Consider the following 17,216-nt stretch of genomic DNA (forward strand, 5'->3'; position numbering starts at 1 on the left):
GTCGGCGCGGTCAGAGTTTTTGCGCCACCTTTTCCACCGTGTAACACTCGATGATGTCGCCCTCGGCAATCTCGGTGAAGCCTTCAATGCGAATGCCGCACTCGAGGCCCGCGCGCACCTCGTTGACTTCATCCTGAAACCGGCGGAGGGACTGGGTGACGCCCTCGTAAATGACATCCTTCCGCCGGCGCACGCGGACTTTGCCGCGCGCGATGCGGCCGCTGGTGACCATCGAGCCGGCCACCGGAGTGCCTTTGGAGAGATTGAAAACCTGGCGCACTTCCGCGGCGCCGATCACGACTTCCTTGCTCAACGGGTCCAGCAAACCCGCCATGCCGGCTTTTACTTCGTCAATCAGTTCATAAATGATGGCGTACAGTTTGATCTGCACGTTGGCGTGCTTCGCCTTCTCCGCGGCCGAACTGCTGAGGCGCGTGTGAAAACCAAGAATGATACCCTTGGACGCCGAGGCGAGCGCCACGTCACTTTCAGTGATCGCGCCCACGTCGCTGTGGATGACCTCGAGCGAAACCTTATCGCTTTCGATTTTGTTCAACGCGTCAACGATCGCTTCCACCGAGCCTTGGGTATCCGCCTTGACGACAACCTTCAAAATCTTGCTCTGTTGCTCGTCCAGGGTGGCGAACAAGTTTTCCAAAGTAACCTTGGCGCGCGCTTCCAAATCTTCCGCCCGTCCGGCCAACCGCCGTTCCTCGGCCAGTTCGCGAGCCGCGCGTTCGTCGTCCACAACGCTGAATTCCGCGCCGGCTTCGGGCACCCCGTTCAGTCCCAGCACGCGGACCGCCATGGACGGGGTGGCGGCTTCGAGGCGGTTGCCTTCATCGTTGATGAGCGCTCGCACCTTGCCGTAGAACTCATCGCAAATGATGATATCGCCCCGGTGCAAGGTGCCCTTGCGCACGAGTACGGTGGCCATGGGGCCGCCGGGTTCGATGCCCGATTCAATCACGTTGCCCTTGGCGTTGCGGTCGGGATTGGCCTTCAATTCCAACAAGTCGGCCTGGAGCAAAATCATCTCCAGCAATTTGTCCACGCCCTGCTTGGTCAGCGCGGAGCAATCCACGAAAATCGTCTCGCCGCCCCAATCATCCGGCGTCAGCCCTTTTTCCTGCAATTGCTGGCGCACCTTCAATGGATTGGCGTTCGGATGATCGCATTTATTGACCGCGACCAGGATGGGAACATTGGCGGCTTTGGCGTGGTTTAACGCTTCCATGGTTTGCGGCATCACGCCGTCATTCGCGGCCACCACCAGGACGACGATATCGGTGACGTTCGCGCCCCGCGCACGCATCGAGCTGAAAGCGGCGTGACCGGGGGTGTCCAGAAAAGTGATCTGCTGAAGCTCGTTTTTACGTTCCGGATGCGGGAATGAAATCGTGTAAGCCCCGATGCGCTGCGTGATTCCGCCCGCCTCGCCGGCGGCCACGTTGGCTTTGCGGATGACATCGAGCAGCGAAGTTTTGCCGTGATCCACATGGCCCATGATGGTGACAACGGGGGGGCGCGGTTTGAGCTGCTCGGGTTTGTCCTCGATGTCTATTTCGATCTTCTTGACCGGTGCGTGAACCTGACCCTCGCCTTTGGCGCGTTTTTCAACTTCAAATTTAACCCCGTATTTGGCGCAAATCTGCACCGCCGTTTTTTCCTCGACCGCCTGATTGACGGTGGCGAAGACGCCCGCTTCCATCAAATCCGCGATGATCTTGAACGGCTTTTGCTTGAGCGCCTCCGCCAGTTCCCGCACGACGATCGGCGGTTTGAGCGTGACGACTTGTGCGTTGGCCGGCAGCGCGGGTTTGGCGCCGCCGGACTTTGTGTGGTCGGCTGGTTTCCCGCCCGGCGCACCCCGACGGAAGGATTCCGTGTGGCCACCGCGTGCCCCGGCGCCGCGTTGAAATTGCTGCGCGCCTCCGCGTCGCGTGAATTCAGTGGCTCCGGTCGTCCCGGTGCGGGCGGAGCCGCGCCCGCCGCGTTCAGTGGAACGGGGTTGAGGCCGCGGCGTTAATTGAATGAATCCGACCTTTTGTCCAATCTGCGGTTTGGGCGGCTCGGGTGGTGGCGGCGGGACCACCGGCGCCTCGGGTGGCGCTTCCACGGGTGCATCGGATCCGGAGGCTGCGTCTGGTTCGGTCACCGTCGGCGCAACGGGCGCTGTTATCTCCGAGACGACGGGTGTGAGGTCTTCCGCCGGCGGAGACGTGGGAATGATTTCGTCCGGAGCCGGAGCGGTGGCAACCGGTGCTTCTGGCGGCGGCTCGGGCGCCTTGATGATTTCGATTTTCGGTTCGGCGGGAGGGGGCGGCGGCTCGGGCGTGGTGACGGTGGTGGTGGTGACCGGCTTCAGTTTTGCCGTGGCTTCAGGGAACGCCCGGCAAAGCTGCTCTTCGAGATATTCCGCGGTGATTTTATCGAGCGAACTGGAGGCGGCTTTAGCGGTGATGCCCAATTCCTTCGCTTTGGCGAGGATCTGTTTGCTTTCCAAGCCAAGCTTCTTCGAGATTTCGTAAATACGTACGGGCATAATTTTTCAACACAAACCGCGGCGGTGCGCTAATCGTTGTCACAGTTCAGACCCCCGGCCGGCGGCTGTGCGCGGATACCGCATATCAAACATTCAGGGTGCGGCGCAAGGATTCGGCGCGAGCGGCGTTCAAAATGGACTCCGCCTGATCGCCAATTTGCGGGATCTCCCGCAAATCTTCCTCGTCCGCCAGTAACAAATCTTCCAGCCGCGTTAAACCGGAATGAACCAGTGCGTCCGCTTGTTCGCGGCTGATTCCTTCGATTGCCGCCAACTGTTCAACGGCTTCGGCCACCTTTTCCTCGAAGCCCTTGCTCACGACCACTTCCGCTTCAATATCCACCTGCCAGCCGGTGAGTTTGGAGGTGAGCCGGGCGTTTTGACCGCGCTTACCGATGGCCAGCGACAATTGGTCTTCGCTCACCATGATTTTTACGCGCCGGTTCGCTTCGTCTATTTCAAAGGTCTTCAACTTGGCCGGGGCCAGGGCGTTCGTCACGTAGTCGCGGATGTTGGGCGACCACTTGATGATGTCCACCTTTTCGTTATTCAGTTCGCGCACGATGTTTTTCACCCGCTGCCCGCGCAGGCCCACACAGGCGCCCACGGGGTCCACTTTCTCATCGCGGGTATAAACCGCGAGCTTCGTGCGGAAACCGGCTTCGCGGGCAATGCCTTTAATTTCGATGGTGCCATCGCTGATTTCCGAAACCTCCACCTGAAACAGCTTGATGACAAACCGCGGGTCCGCCCGGGAGAGAATGATTTCCGGGCCGTGCGGGCCTTGCTCGACGGCTTTGACGTAGCAACGAATCCGCTCGCCAATTTGATATTCCTCGGTCGGCACGCGCTCCTTGTTGGGCAGCAACGCCTCGTATTTGCCCAGGTCAACAAAAACGTCGGAGCGCTCGAAACGCCGCACCGAACCGCTGATGATGTCGCCCACGCGATCCTTGAATTCGGAGAAGATCATCGCCTTCTCCGCCCGGCGCACCTGCTGCATCAAGGCTTGCTTGGCGTATTGCGCCGCAATGCGACCGAAGCCCGTTGGCGTTACCTCGACCTCCAGTTCGTCCCCCAGCTTCGCGTCCGGGTTAAGTCGTCGCGCGTCAAATTGCGAAATCTGGTCGTGCTTGGAGATCACCTTTTCCACGACGAACAATTTGGCCCACGCCTTGATGCTACCGCTCTTGGAATCCACAGTGACGCGCAGTTCGCGCGCCGGGCCGACGGCTTTTTTCGCCGCCGAAAGCAACGCTTCTTCCACCGCGTTCACCAGCACGTCCCGGCTGATGCCTTTTTCGCGCTCGTAAAATTCTAGTCCTGCTAAAATGTCAGCATTCATGGCCAATCACTCGCTCTCATGTTTCTCCCCACGCGGGGAACAAAAAAGTCGGCAGAGGTTATTCTTCCGACTTCGCGTGCCAGCTGATGCCAGCGTCAAACTTTACCGTTAAGCTGCACCGTAGAGAAGCTTCCTCCACGCGTCAAGCTTGCTTTTCCCTGAAAACCAAAATTCTTGGAGCGGAAACCAATTCCACTCCAAGAATGATCCGGTCCGAAATCGGTTGCGGCTATTTCAGCTTCGCCAAAGTCGCTTTCACCTGCTCGAAATTGGGCAGGTCGTGCGGCGTCGGCGTTTGCTCCGCGTATTGCACCACGCCGTTTTTATCAATGACAAAAGCCGCGCGCGCCGCGGTATCGCCCAAACCCAGCAAATTCGGGAACAAGACCCCGTAAGCCTTCGTGGTTTCCTTGTTTAGATCGCTGGCCAGCGTGATCCCGATGTTTTCCTTCTGCGCCCACGCCAACTGGGCAAACGGGCTGTCCACGCTGATCGCGATCACGTCCGCGTTCAAATCCTTGTAAGCGTTCAATCCCGCCGTCACCCCGCACAGTTCCGAAGTGCAAACGCCGGTGAAGGCCAGCGGAAAGAACAGCAAAACCGTGTTCTTCTTGCCTAAATTATTGCTGAGTTTGACTTCAACATCGGCGGGCGACTTGGATTTCAGGCTAAACTCTGGAGCTTTGCTTCCCACGGCTATTGGCATAATCGTTTCCTTTTCCTTTTCTATTCTAAGATTTAATTTTCAAATGATTCTACAAACCATTAACAGCATTAACAGATGCAGCCGGACTGTCAAACGTCCATTCCCTCCAGGGTGTGATTGGAAGTGACGGTCAATTGAGGCCGAGTTTTGGCGTGGACCAGTAGCGCGACCAGAGTTGGTTGGCGCGGGCCACGCGTAGGCCTAGCATGGCTTCGGCGTTGGTTTCCTTCCACCAACTGCCCGCCAGTTTGAGCCGTTGTTGAATCACATGCCGATGGCCGCTTTCAATCTCGCCGGAGCCGATCTCCAGTCCCGCCGTCCGTGCGCCCGCATAGTCCAGATGCGCCCGCCGTTCGCTCAAGTAGCGGTACGCCGCCCGCACGGGCGCGGTCGGCACGCCTTCGGGTTCGAGGTGCGCAGTCAACGCCCGCAGCACGGCCGACACCTTGTTTTCCAGCAACCGGCTTTGTTGGCGGCGGCGCCAGCGTTCGGGATTTTTGGGGTGAATCACCGTCGCGGCCGCCGCGAGGTATTCGCTCACGTGGTAGAAGTCCAACAAGTAATCACCTTGCGCGCCGAACTGTTCCTGGAACTGGGTGAGAATCCAGGCCGCCCCGTCGCCCACCCCATGGACGTGCGTGCGTGCGCCCAGCCCGGCGGCTTGGGCCGTGGCCCGCCACATCGCGCCAGCCAGCGTCACGCTGCCCAAGGTGGCGCCGTAGCAGGGCGTGGCCGAGTCTTTGGGCCGAGCCAGACACAAACGCGCTTCGCGCCAGATGAGTTGTTTGCCGCAGCGACGATCTTCGCTGTGGGTGGGCGGCACCATGATGGGAATCAGACTGCCGTCCAGTTGCGTGACCAGCGTGCGGACCGCGCGTTTGGGCGGCGTGACGGCCAAGGCGCTGATCCGCGCCCCGTGCGCCAAGGTGTGCTGGCGCACCGCTGTGGCCGTCACGTCCAGCCCGTAGTGTTCCCGCACGCGTTGAGCGGCGCGGGCAAAACTTTCCTCGGCCCCGAAATCCACCAGCGCCCGTTGCAACCGCCGCGAACGGCCGCGCGGATTCACCCTGGCCCGTTGGCAGAAGGGGCGCAACAACCGGCCGCGCCGGCCCAGCCGCCATTGCGTCTCCTGGACTTCCACCCACCCAAAGGTGGTCTGCCACGTCAGTCTTTTTTTTTACCGTAGTGAATGGCATCCGGATGGCGCTGGGGCACCTGGGCTTGGGTGTGGGCCTCGGCTTCGCGGGCCCACTGGCCCAAAAGCTCCTGAGCCAATTGGCGCACCTGCGCGCTCACGCGCGCTTCGGCTTCATCGGCGGTGCAGTCGTCGGTGACGGATTGGTCGAGCGTATCGGCCAGTTCGTGCAGCCGTGCCAGCACGTCGGGCCGATGCGCCAACCGCTCTTCCAGGGATCGGCGGGAAGGGGAAACGTTTTTGGATTTCGGTCGTTCATCGTTCATGAACCACTTCAAATATACAAAATCGTTCCAAGGCGCCAGGGCTAAATCACTTACAAAAAATTAGCCTTTGACCGTCACTTCCAATCACACCCTTCCCTCCATTCTACCTGCCACTGCGTTGCAAACGGGTTTGGTATGTAGCGGCGGTCTATGACCGTCGCACTCCAAGCGCCGTGATGGAATTGAGGGAAAGCCTTGGCCACAGAGACACCGAGACGCGGAGGATGGTGGATAGTGGATAGATAATGGAGGATGGCGATAATTCCCGTTCGCGTATTTTGTGTATTTCGCGATTATATTTTCTCTAACCGACAAGATGACAGGATGGACAGGATAAGGTGGGATTGAAGCCGCAAAGAACTCAAAGAGCGCAAAGAAATGCCCTTATTTTTGCGCCCTATGCGCTTTTTTGCGGCTATCCTTCTGAAACGTTTCCCGTTCGCACGTTTCGCAGCCCATTCCATCCTGATCATCCGGCAATCCTGTCCGTTGGAGGCGGCAGGGATGTCGTCCGCGAGGGCGCGAACGACCACCGCCGAGGGCGGCGATGCTCCCTCAATTCCCATTCCTCTGTCCTTGAGTTGCGGCGGTCATAGAGCGCCGCTACATCTCTGCCGCGCGCTTTTTTCAAGGCAGCTCGTGCGCCGGTTCGCGCGCCCCGGCGGCCGCCCCATGTTTTCAGACGTGAAGCGAGCCGCCGGGAGTGATCGTCCATTCCGCGCGCCGGCTATTTCGACTTTTCCAATTTTTCGCCGGCGGCTTTCCAGCCTTGAATTCCCGCCGACATGTACTTGACGTTGGTGTAGCCCAATTTGACCGCCGCCTGGGCCGCCTCTTTATACGCCAGGCACTTGGGATGCCCGCAGTACGCCACGATCAATGTGTTCTTATCCGCCGGTAGCACGCTGGGGAGTTTGTTTTCAATTTCGGCGAAATTCAAAGCTCCCGGGACGCGCCCGCGTTTAAAGGACGCCGTACCATTCGCGTCAATAATCACGGCCGTCTTGGTTTCAACGAGCGCCTTGACCTCCTTAACCGAGAGATCGGCGAATTCGACCGCGAACCCAGTCGCGACCCCGATGGTGATGATGAACAGCGCCAGTAATTTTTTCATGATTTTCAGTCGTTGTTGGTTTTTGAGGATGATGACAATTCCACGAGTTTGGACGATTTGCACCTGCCGGATGCCCACCGCGAGAGCCACCTCCGTGAATCTCTTTTGCCACCGGTTAGCACCTTAACGGCATCAAACCGGGACGCAACTTAAAAGACCGGGAAATTTCACGCCGGTTGACGTGGCAGAAGACCTGTCGCTGCGGAAGTCTCCCCCGTCGCAACTTTGTGTCTGATCTGGTGATTGTGTCTCGGGACATGTCTCAGACCGAGACACGCCGCTGCGAGAGGCGCTCGGGTGATTTACGGAAGTTGGATGGGCAAAGTTTCGTCCCGCCGCCGCAGGTTGCGCGTTGCAAACGGATAAAAGTCCGCTACGCTGGACAAAAATCGAGGTTCTGGACCAGTTTCAGGCCGAAAATGACGGGTTTAAGTCAAAGGAAATGGAGCGATGAAAATTCAAGCAAAGCAAAATGCCGGCTTTACGCTGGTGGAAATCATGATTGTGGTGGCGATTATCGGGATGTTGGCGGCCATCGCCATCCCCAACATGATCAAAGCCCGCAATACCGCCCAGGCCAATGCCTGCATCGCCAATATGCGGCAGATTGACAATGCCATTCAGCAATACGCCCTGGAAAACAACAAGCGCGATGCTGATCCGGTCACTGCGGATAACATTCGGGAATACATCAAAGACAAGATCATGCCCGTGTGCCCGGCGGGAAATGTGGATTACGTTTTGGGCGGTACCGTGGCCTCCGTGCCCAGTGTGACTTGCCCCAATGAAAACAGCACCCCGCCGCACCGTTTGGGACGCCAAGTCGGCCATTAAGCAAACGCTGAATCGTTCAGATTCAACCACGGATACACACGGATGAACCCCAATAAAATCAAGGCCATTGTGCGGGGCATTCGTGTTGATTGGTGAAGAAGCGATGTAGCGGCGGTCTATGACCGTCACTGACTCAAGGGCAGGGGAATAAACGACAAAGGAATGGCTTCCAATCGTTAAATCGTTAAATCGTTAAATGGCGCGGGCTGGGTCTATTCTCCATCCACTATCCACTATCCTCCATCTACTGCGTCTCAGTGGCTAGTCTTGGGGGACAGGATTACCGGATGATCAGGATGGGATGAACCGCGAAATACGCGAACGGGAAAGGCTTGAGGGATAGCCGCAAAAAAGCGCATAAGGCGCAAAAATAAAGGCATTTCTCTGCGGTCTTGGCGGATTCAATTCCGCCTTATCCTGGCCATCCTGTCATCTTGTCGGTTAAAGAAAATATAACCGCGAAATACACAAAATACGCGAACGGAAATTATCGCCATCCACCATCCACTATCCACCATCCTCCGTGCCTCCGCGTCTCGGTGCCTCAGTGGCTAGTCTTGGTGGACAGGATTACCGGATGATCAGGATGGGATGAACCACGAAATACGCGAACGGGGAAGGCTTGGGAAGGATAGCCGCAAAAAAGCGCATAAAGCGCAAAAAAACAAAGGCATTTCTTTGCGATCTTTGAGTTCTCTGCGGTTTTAGTCTCGTCCCATTCTCTGCGTCTCGGTGCCTCAGTGGCTAAGTCTTTCCCTCAATTCCGTCACGGCGGATGAAGAAAATATAACCGCGAAATACACGGACGGGAATTATCGCCATCCACCATCCACTATCCTCCATCCTCCGTGCCTCCGCGTCTCAGTGGCTAAGCCTTTCCCTCAGTTCCATTACGGCGTATGAAGTGCGACGGTCATAGACCGCCGCTACATAATCACAATGGATTTCTTTGTGATCTTAATCCCGACCCATCCGGTAATCCTGTCACTTCTTTGCGATCTTTGCGGCTTTAATTAAACCCCGGGGCGAACCGGGTGGAACCCGGGGTAACTCTGATTGGCATTGGCGCTGCTAAGGGAAGGGCACGCGGTTGCAGCAGGCAATCAGGTGAACACCAACCGCAATTGTATAACCCGCCTGCTGCTGTGTTCACGCCGCTAACAGAAAGAACAGAACAACTATGAAGATCAATACCTCCCGTAAAGCGGGTTTCACGCTGGTCGAAATCATGATCGTGGTGGCCATCATCGGCCTCTTGGCTGCGATCGCCATTCCGAACTTCGTGAAAGCACGCGAAACGTCCCGCACGAATGCGTGTATCAACAACCTCCGCCAGATTGACGGAGCGAAGCAACAGTGGGCACTGGAAACCAGTGCCGCTCCGACTGCGACGCCGGATGCTACTGCCCTTTATGGATCAACTAACTACATTACTGTAGCACCGACATGCCCGGCTGGAGGTACGTACACCATCGGAGCGCTTACGGCTTCTCCGAGTTGCACTGTGGCGACTCACAAATTGCCGAATGCGATTCCCTGATCTGAACTTAGATTTAATCTAAAATCACAAGCCGGCTCGGGAGCCATTCCGAGCCGGTTTTTCGTTTTAATGTAGCGGCGGTCTATGACCGTCGCCAACTTTAGCGCCGTTAGAGCATTTTAAGTATTCCTATAACCGCCGACATGACGAGCGGGTTTCCCAACCTCAAGCCAAGCGTTGGGGTCAAACGGACAACCGCCCTGGGCTCGGGACGAGCACCGGCGCGACCGGTGATGTGGTCATCTCATCCTCTGCGTCTCGGTGTCTCTGTGGCTAGTCGTGGGCGTGGGCGTGGGCGACAGGATTGCAGGATGATCAGGATGGATGAACTGCGAAAACACGCGAACGGGAATTATCGCCATCCTCCATCCTCTCCGCCTCTGCGCCTCGGTGGCAAATTCTTTTCCTCAATTCCATCACCGCGTATGAAGTGCGACGGTCATAGACCGCCGCTACATATAATCGCAATGGATTTTCTTGCGGCTTCAATCCCACCTTATCCTGTCCATCCTGTCATCCTGTCGGTCAGACAACCGGTGGGATGCGCTCCGCCCAAAAAATATGACACGGTGTCTCATCCTGATGAGACCTGCGTGCTATAATCCGATAAATCACGCTCACGGGTTGCGGCTCTGATTCTGGCACGAACATTTCTATGCCCATTTGTCGCAAGCTGTTCTCCAAATCGGACGTAGCGATGAAAAACCATCATAACTGATAGGGATTAATCTGGACTCAGCTTTGTGGAGAGAAAAACTGAATTGTTCCTAATGGACTGCACCAACGACGACCGCCCAACATCCGCCAAGAGCTTGCTCGCCAAAATGCGCGAGCACTTTTTATCTCCTTGGGGATTGGTTCTGACCATAGCCACCGTTTTATTCGCTTTGTACCCGGGAGTGGTGTTAGGCACGAATACTTTCTATTTTCAAGACTACGGGGTTTTCACGTATCCAGTAGTTCATTATATCCGAGAATCGTTTTGGAATGGAGAGGTGCCGCTTTGGAATCCGTTGATAAATTGTGGTGTGCCGTTTCTGGCACAATGGAATACCGGGGTTCTCTATCCGCTGTCCGTGTTCTATCTCATTTTTCCGCTGCCGTGGTCCTTGAATGTTTTTTTATTGGGCCACCTGATCATCGCAGGGTTGGGAATGTATTATCTGGCGCACCATTGGACGCAGAATCAATTAGCGGCTTTTGTTGCGGGGCTGGCCTTCGGGCTGAATGGATTGATGCTGAACTGTCTGCTGTGGACGAGCAATCTGGCGGCATTAGCCTGGCAGCCGTGGGTGATCTTGTTCGTCGGTTACGCTTGGCGACAAGGCGGCTTCCGCCGGTTAAGTCTCGCGGCATTGGCCGCCGGAATTCAAATGCTATCCGGTGCGCCGGAAATCATCATCTTCACCTGGACCATTATCCTGGCGCTGTGGTTGGTGGAAGTGGCGCGGAGTCGCAGGGGCTTTTGGGTGGGTTGGCGGCGCTTGACCGTGCTGGTGATTTTCGTATCTGGATTGGCGGCGGTGCAGCTATTGCCGTTGTTTGAACTGATCCGACATTCTGATCGTGGAATGTCGTACGAATATGCCAACGCCTGGCCATTGCCTTTGTGGGGAGTAGCAAACTTTTTTGTGCCCCAAGTCCATGCACTCCAATCGGCTCTAGGTACGTACCATTTGGCGGATCAGTTTTGGACGAAATCCTATTATCCCGGTATTGGTGTGATGCTGCTGGTTTTTGTGGGCCTGGGACGGGTCAAAAATCGTTACTTCTGGGTTCTGGCCGCCGGGGGATTCATGGCAATGCTCCTGGCTTTTGGAAGCGAGGGAAAAATTTATGATTGGGTGAAGCAGGTGTTTCCATTCATCAGTTTTGCCCGCTACCCGATCAAGTTTGTCTCGGCCACCGTGTTTGCATTACCCCTGCTGGCGGCATTTGCCATCAACAGTTTTCGTCTTGATAAAGATGACAATGGACGCCGGGTTCTGCTGGTGTCCGGAGTGTTGGTTGTCGTAGTAATTTTAGCGAGCTTATGGAGTGCTTCACTTGACCTTCGGGAAGATGAGGATTGGAATGTAACATTACGAGATGGTTTGATTCGGATAGGGTTTCTGGTCGGTTTCATCTTAGTCGGTTGGGGTTGGTTGCGAGCGAAGAAAGGCGAATTACGAAAGAAATGGGGATTGGCCTTGGTTGGTTTGATGGCTCTGGATTTCGCGACCGTTGGGTTACGCATGCACCCCGTAACGACCACGCGCGTATTTGGTCCGTTAGAGTTAAATATGACGCAACGCCCGCAGTTGGGAAGAGATCGAGCGATCTTATGCGGCGGGGCTAGAGCATCGTTGATTTTCGGAACGATGAAGGATCCGGTAGCGTACTGCGTGACGTTGCGAGGAGGATTAAGTCTCAACTGTAACCTGTTGGAGCATATTCCCAAAGTGGACGGGTTTTCCTCGCTTGGAATTAAAGAGTATACAGAAATTTTGCACATTATTAATCAAAGTGCTGTCAGTATAGCTAAGCCACTTGCGGATTTTGTGGGAGCCGGTCAGGTGCTGTTTCCAGATAAACTTTATGAGTGGCAGGCGCGAACCAATGTGTTGCCATTGGTCACGGCGGGCCAGCGTCCGGTCTTTGCCGATCAAGAAACCACCTTGCGGGTGTTGGCCAGTGATGAGTTTGCCCCGAAGCAGGAGGTCTATTTACCTTTGGAGTCGCAAGGGAAAATTTCTGTCGCCGGTCACGCGGACGCACAGATTTTGGAGCCGAAATATGCGGCACATAAAATCACCTTTACCGTCGAGACCGATGCGCCGACCGTGGCGGTGATCGCGCAGACGTTTTATCCCAATTGGCGCGCGACGGTGGATGGTAAGTCTGTACAGCTTTGGCGCGCGAATCATGCGTTTCAAACGTTGGCAGTTCCGACCGGACGACATGACGTGGTGCTGACCTATCAGGATACGAACTTCAAGATCGGGGCGGTTATTTCCGGGATTACTTTGGTCGGCTGTCTGGCTGGTTTGATGGGCTTTAGTTCCGCGAATCGCCGCAAACGGTGCTTGGAGAAGATCTGTAGCGGCGGTCTATGACCGTCGCCAACTTTAGCGCCGTTAGAGCATTTTAAGTATTCCTATAACCGCCGACATGACGAGCGGGTTTCCCAACCTCAAGCCAAGCGTTGGGGTCAAACGGACGACCGCCCTTGGTTCGGGACGAGCACCGGCGCGACCGGTAATGTGGTCAACCGCCAGCTCGCTCCGGGGAACCATTGGCAGCGGAATAAAGTCCGAGGCGTTCCCGGAGCGCGGACGGTCTCCGTCCGCAGCGCGTGAACGGGAAGATCGGCTTTGCGGATCAATCAACGCCTTTTAGTCTGGCGCAGCGCTGCGGGCGCGGGACCGCCCGCGCTCCGTTCCCAGCGCCAGCGGCGCGGCATCTGTGTGGAAACTCACCCGCAACAAATCACAAGCTCCGTAGGAGCGGCAGAAGCCTGCCGCAGTCCAAAACCTCGCGGACAGAGGCGCCACGGCGCATGAAGTGCGACGGTCATAGACCGCCGCTACATATAATCGCAATGGATTTTCTTGCGGCTTCAATCCCACCTTATCCTGTCCATCCGGTCATCCTGTCACCTTTTTGTGCTCTTTGCGTTCTTTGCGGCTTTCCATAAAATTGACAGGGAATGTTCCGCACTCGTGATGCTTCCGTCTGTGGCGGGGTTGTTTTGGGGTGGCTGGTGTTTATCGCGGACTGTGGCGTGTGGGATGCTTCCCGAGTTGACCTGGAAATGAAAATCCGGTACTCGCAGTGAAGTGCGCTTCCGGAGGTTCGCCGTATGAGTGTGATTTTGAAGGTGGAAAATTTGCGGGTGGAATATCCCGGCGGGAAGTTGCGTCAGCCCGCCAAAGTTGCGCTGCAAGGACTGAATCTTCAGGTGACCCAAGGTGAAGTGTTCGGTTTCCTGGGACCAAACGGCGCGGGCAAAACCACCACGATGAACGTGTTGCTCGGGTTCATTCCCCCGACTTCGGGCAGCGCCGCGTTGTTTGGCATAGATGTGCGACAACCCATCGCCCGGCAACGCATCGGGTACCTGCCCGAGCTGACGTATTACTACAAGTTTCTGACCGCCGAAGAGTTGCTGCGCTTCTACGCCAAGTTGTTTGGTTTGTCCCGAGCGGAGACGGATTTGCGGATTGAAAAACTGATCGCCTTGGTGGAATTGGAGCACGCGGCGAAACGTCCGATCAAAACTTATTCCAAGGGGATGCGACAACGAGTGGGCCTGGCGCAGGCGTTGATCAACAATCCGGACCTGCTGATTTTGGACGAACCGACCAGTGGTCTGGATCCATTGGGACGCATGAAGGTGCGCGAAATTATTCAGCGGCTTAAAAACGAGGGCAAAACCGTTTTCTTCTCTTCACACGAGATGGGTGAAGTGGAAACGGTGTGCGATCACGTGGCGATTTTGCATCAGGGCGAATTGAAAGCCACGGGGGTGGTGGCGGATTTGGTGGCGCAGTATCACGCGGACAATTTGGAGCAGGTCTTTCTGAAAATTGTGGGCTATCAACCGCAGGAGGTCGCATGAGCCGCATTTGGGCCGTGGCCATGGTGGTCATCAAGGAGTTGTATCGGCGCAAGGATTTCTACGTGCTCTTTGTGCTGACGGCGTTGCTGACGCTGGGCGCGTTGTCGGTTAATTTTTTCGATGACCCGAAAATCATCCGTTACGTCAAAGACATCTGTCTGCTGTTGATCTGGCTTTCCACGTTGATCATCACCATTGTCACCACGGCGCGACAGCTCCCGGCGGAGCGGGAGGATCGCACCATCTTTCCGTTGCTGGCGAAGCCAGTATCGCGGGGGCAGGTGATTGCCGGAAAATTCCTCGGCTGCTGGCTGGCCAGCGGTCTGGCGTTGCTGGTGTTTTATGTTTTCTTTGTGGCGGTCACGGGATTGCGCGAGCCGCATTTGATGTGGGGCGCGTATGTGAAATCCATGGTCCTGCATTGGATGATGCTGGCCATGGTGGTTGGCTTGACTCTGTTAGGCTCGGTTATTTTCACGGCGGTATCTTCAAACGTCACGATCTGTCTCGTGGCCATTTTCGGCATTTTGTTTATCGGCGAGCACCTGGCGAAATTGGCGGTCAAACAGGCCGAACCCGTGCGGGCCATCACCTATACGCTCTTCTATTGTATTCCGCATATTGAACTCTTTGATGTGCGGCGACAGATCGTCAACGATCAACCGCTGCCGGGCTGGCTGGATTGTGGCCTGGCGTCGCTTTACGCGGCGGCTTACGCCGGGGTGTTGCTGTATGCCACGTGGCTGCTCTTCCGGCGCAAGAGTCTCAGCACATGAAAGCCGTTTCGCCCAAGTTATTATTTCCATTTCTGATCGTGCTCGCCTACACGCTGGGGACGGTGACGTATTCGCGCGCCGTCGGCCGAGCGGCCATCGGCGCGAGCGACGAGGGCGCTTTTAAGAAACTGCTGGGCGATGGCCGGCGTTTATTTGCGGGACAATTTGTCGAAATGGCGGATGTGTATTTTCACAGCGGAATGTACCCCTCCATTTTTGACCGAGCCAACCAGCCGACCACCAAAGCGGTTACGGGCGCCGTGGATGACCACGACGATCATGACGGTGAAGAACATGATCATGAGGAGCACGAGGACGAACACGCTGCCGCGATGACGCCAGTGGCGGAGAATTGGCTGGAAGCGTTCATTCACCGGTTCCGGATCACGAAACATTCGCATCTGACGGAAGGCAACGAGCGGGAAATTCTGCCCTGGCTGAAACTGGCCATCGAGTTGGACCCGCAAAACATCGAGACGTACACGACGGCCGCGTATTGGTTGCGTCGCAGTTTGCAACGTCCGGAAGAAGCGGAAGCGGTGTTGCGCGAGGGTTTGCGCAATAATCCGACGAACTACGAGTTGTTGTTTGAAATGGGCAAGCTCTACAAGGAGAGCAAACAAGATCACGAGCGGGCGCGGAATCTCTGGCTGGCGGCGTTGCAGTGCTGGCAGAAACAGGACGATGCGGCGCGGGAAGCGAACGGGCGCGACCTGGCGAAGATTGCGAGCAATCTGGGCGAGTTGGATGAGGAGGACGAAAATTATTCGCAGGCAATTCAAGACTTGGAACTGGCCAAATCGGTGTCGCCCCATCCCGAAGCAATTCAAGCGTGGATCGAGCGGATTCGCGCGAAGCAATCGGCTCCGTAGGAAGCTTAGCCGGAACGGTTCGATTGGAGTTTGGCTGGACCGGGCCCGATAGCCAAACGCAAAGCGTGCGAACCCAATGGCGTGCGATCTCCGTGGGCGACAGGTTGCCGCCCAGAACGGTCAAACGCCTCTGTCCGCGAGGTTTTGGAGTGCGGCAGGCTTCTGCCGCTGTGGAATCATCGGCCCGCGATCGAAAAGCGGCAGAAGCCTGCCGCAGTCCAAGACGCGGTCGCGCCGGTGCTCGCCCCGAACTAAGGGCGGTCGTCCGTTTGACCCCAACGCTTGGCTTGAGGTTGGAGGGCCCGCTGCGTCATGTCGGCGGCTATAGGAATACTTAAAATGCGCTAACTCTTTTCCTCAATTCCATCACGGCGTATGAAGTGCGGCGGTCATAGACCGCCGCTACATAGTCGCGACGGATTTCCTCGCGGTCTTCTTCAGCCTCGCCAGAGCAATTTTTCCCATTGGAGTCATTCTGAATAGTGACGGCCACGCTTCCCAATTTCGATGGCCAACCCAATAAATTTGAGTTGACGAATTGCGGAAATTGGCAACAGTCTGGTCCGACAACCACAACCGGGCGTGATACCGATAAGTTAAACGGACCTAAAACTCGTATGAACCGAAGCCATCGTATGCATTACCGCGCTATTCGTAGTGCAACCACCGTTGCCGGGCCGGGCTGGCGTGGCGCTGCCTTCACCTTGATTGAACTATTGGTGGTGATTGCAATTATCGCCATCCTGGCGGCCATGCTGCTCCCGGCGTTGGCCAGCGCCAAAGCCAAAGCTCAACAAACGCGTTGTTTGAACAACCTCAAGCAAATCGGGTTGAGCCATAACCTGTATATCACCGAGTCCAACGACCGTATCGCCCCGCCCAATTGTGGTGGAGAAAGTGGGGCGCGCGATTCGAGAATGCCGGCGGGCTGGCTGTATAAACCCGGCGCCGCTTTGCCGGGAGTTCCGGGGCCGAACGCCACCAATGGTCCGACTCAGGGGCTCTATTATCATACGCTCAACAATTGGTCGCTTTACATGTGCCCGCTGCATCGGACCAACCTGCTCGCGTGGCGACTCGCCAACATTAAATTCACGAGTTACCTGATGAATGGCGCGGTGATCAATGGCGCGGGGAGTTTTGATTGGTCGGCTGGTTTGCTGGGGAAAACTTACCAGAACTCCGCGTTCAAGGGCACCGATATGCTGTTCTGGGAGACCGATGAGAAAGATAGCGGTAATTTCAACGACGGCGCCAGCAAGCCCAGCGAGGGATTAACCGAGCGCCATTCCACCGGAGCGATGTTCGCTTATTTCGACGGCCACGCTGATTATGTGAAGTGGAAAAAGTGGGCTCAATTGATCGCGGACCCGCAGAAAAACAGCCTTTGGTGCTATCCTAAATCCGCCAACGGGCGCTGATT

At 56.3% G+C, this 17,216-nt stretch carries 11 protein-coding genes and 2 pseudogenes; 7 read left to right on the forward strand and 6 right to left on the reverse strand.

Annotated features, from left to right (window positions below):
* Nucleotides 1-10: 10 nt before the first annotated feature.
* The 6 genes from infB to M9920_13200 all read right to left on the reverse strand — a co-directional run bounded on the left by infB (nt 11) and on the right by M9920_13200 (nt 7,171).
* On the reverse strand, nt 11-2,545 hold the full coding sequence (infB, locus tag M9920_13175) for a translation initiation factor IF-2 (GenBank protein ID MCO5053244.1): 2,535 nt from the start codon (nt 2,543-2,545) through the stop codon (nt 11-13).
* Between the two features lie 85 nt (nt 2,546-2,630).
* Nucleotides 2,631-3,890, reverse strand: coding sequence for a transcription termination factor NusA (gene nusA, locus M9920_13180; protein MCO5053245.1), 1,260 nt, complete (start codon nt 3,888-3,890; stop codon nt 2,631-2,633).
* Nucleotides 3,891-4,119: 229 nt separating this feature from the next.
* A complete protein-coding gene (locus tag M9920_13185; GenBank protein MCO5053246.1) occupies nt 4,120-4,596 on the reverse strand; it encodes a redoxin domain-containing protein in 477 nt (158 codons plus the stop codon).
* A 130-nt stretch (nt 4,597-4,726) separates the two neighbouring features.
* Nucleotides 4,727-5,737, reverse strand: a complete 1,011-nt coding sequence (locus M9920_13190; GenBank protein ID MCO5053247.1) for a UPF0236 family protein — start codon at nt 5,735-5,737, stop codon at nt 4,727-4,729.
* 23 nt (nt 5,738-5,760) lie between these two features.
* A complete protein-coding gene (locus M9920_13195; protein ID MCO5053248.1) occupies nt 5,761-6,057 on the reverse strand; it encodes a hypothetical protein in 297 nt (98 codons plus the stop codon).
* 727 nt (nt 6,058-6,784) lie between these two features.
* Nucleotides 6,785-7,171, reverse strand: coding sequence for a rhodanese-like domain-containing protein (locus M9920_13200; GenBank protein ID MCO5053249.1), 387 nt, complete (start codon nt 7,169-7,171; stop codon nt 6,785-6,787).
* 450 nt (nt 7,172-7,621) lie between these two features.
* On the opposite strand from M9920_13200, the pseudogene M9920_13205 reads away from it, so the two are divergent.
* The 7 genes and pseudogenes from M9920_13205 (at nt 7,622) to M9920_13235 (ending at nt 17,214) form a co-directional block, all read left to right on the forward strand.
* A pseudogene (locus M9920_13205) lies at nt 7,622-7,717 on the forward strand (prepilin-type N-terminal cleavage/methylation domain-containing protein).
* Between the two features lie 1,468 nt (nt 7,718-9,185).
* Nucleotides 9,186-9,290: pseudogene (locus M9920_13210) on the forward strand (prepilin-type N-terminal cleavage/methylation domain-containing protein).
* A gap of 1,025 nt (nt 9,291-10,315) precedes the next feature.
* Entirely contained in the window at nt 10,316-12,640 is a 2,325-nt protein-coding gene (locus M9920_13215; protein ID MCO5053250.1) for a YfhO family protein, read from the forward strand.
* Nucleotides 12,641-13,386: 746 nt separating this feature from the next.
* Nucleotides 13,387-14,145: an ABC transporter ATP-binding protein gene (locus M9920_13220; GenBank protein MCO5053251.1), complete on the forward strand. Its 759-nt coding sequence runs from the start codon at nt 13,387-13,389 to the stop codon at nt 14,143-14,145.
* The gene (locus tag M9920_13225; protein ID MCO5053252.1) at nt 14,142-14,921 is read left to right on the forward strand and encodes an ABC transporter permease; all 780 of its coding nucleotides are present in this window, start codon (nt 14,142-14,144) and stop codon (nt 14,919-14,921) included. The genes M9920_13220 and M9920_13225 overlap by 4 nt, the downstream gene beginning before the upstream one ends.
* A complete protein-coding gene (locus M9920_13230) occupies nt 14,918-15,793 on the forward strand; it encodes a hypothetical protein (protein MCO5053253.1) in 876 nt (291 codons plus the stop codon). Before M9920_13225 ends, M9920_13230 begins: the two co-directional genes overlap by 4 nt.
* 635 nt (nt 15,794-16,428) lie before the next feature.
* Entirely contained in the window at nt 16,429-17,214 is a 786-nt protein-coding gene (locus M9920_13235; protein MCO5053254.1) for a prepilin-type N-terminal cleavage/methylation domain-containing protein, read from the forward strand.
* Nucleotides 17,215-17,216: the final 2 nt, after the last annotated feature.

Source organism: Verrucomicrobiia bacterium (assembly GCA_023953615.1).
In the GTDB taxonomy this organism is placed as follows: domain Bacteria; phylum Verrucomicrobiota; class Verrucomicrobiia; order Limisphaerales; family JADLHS01; genus JADLHS01.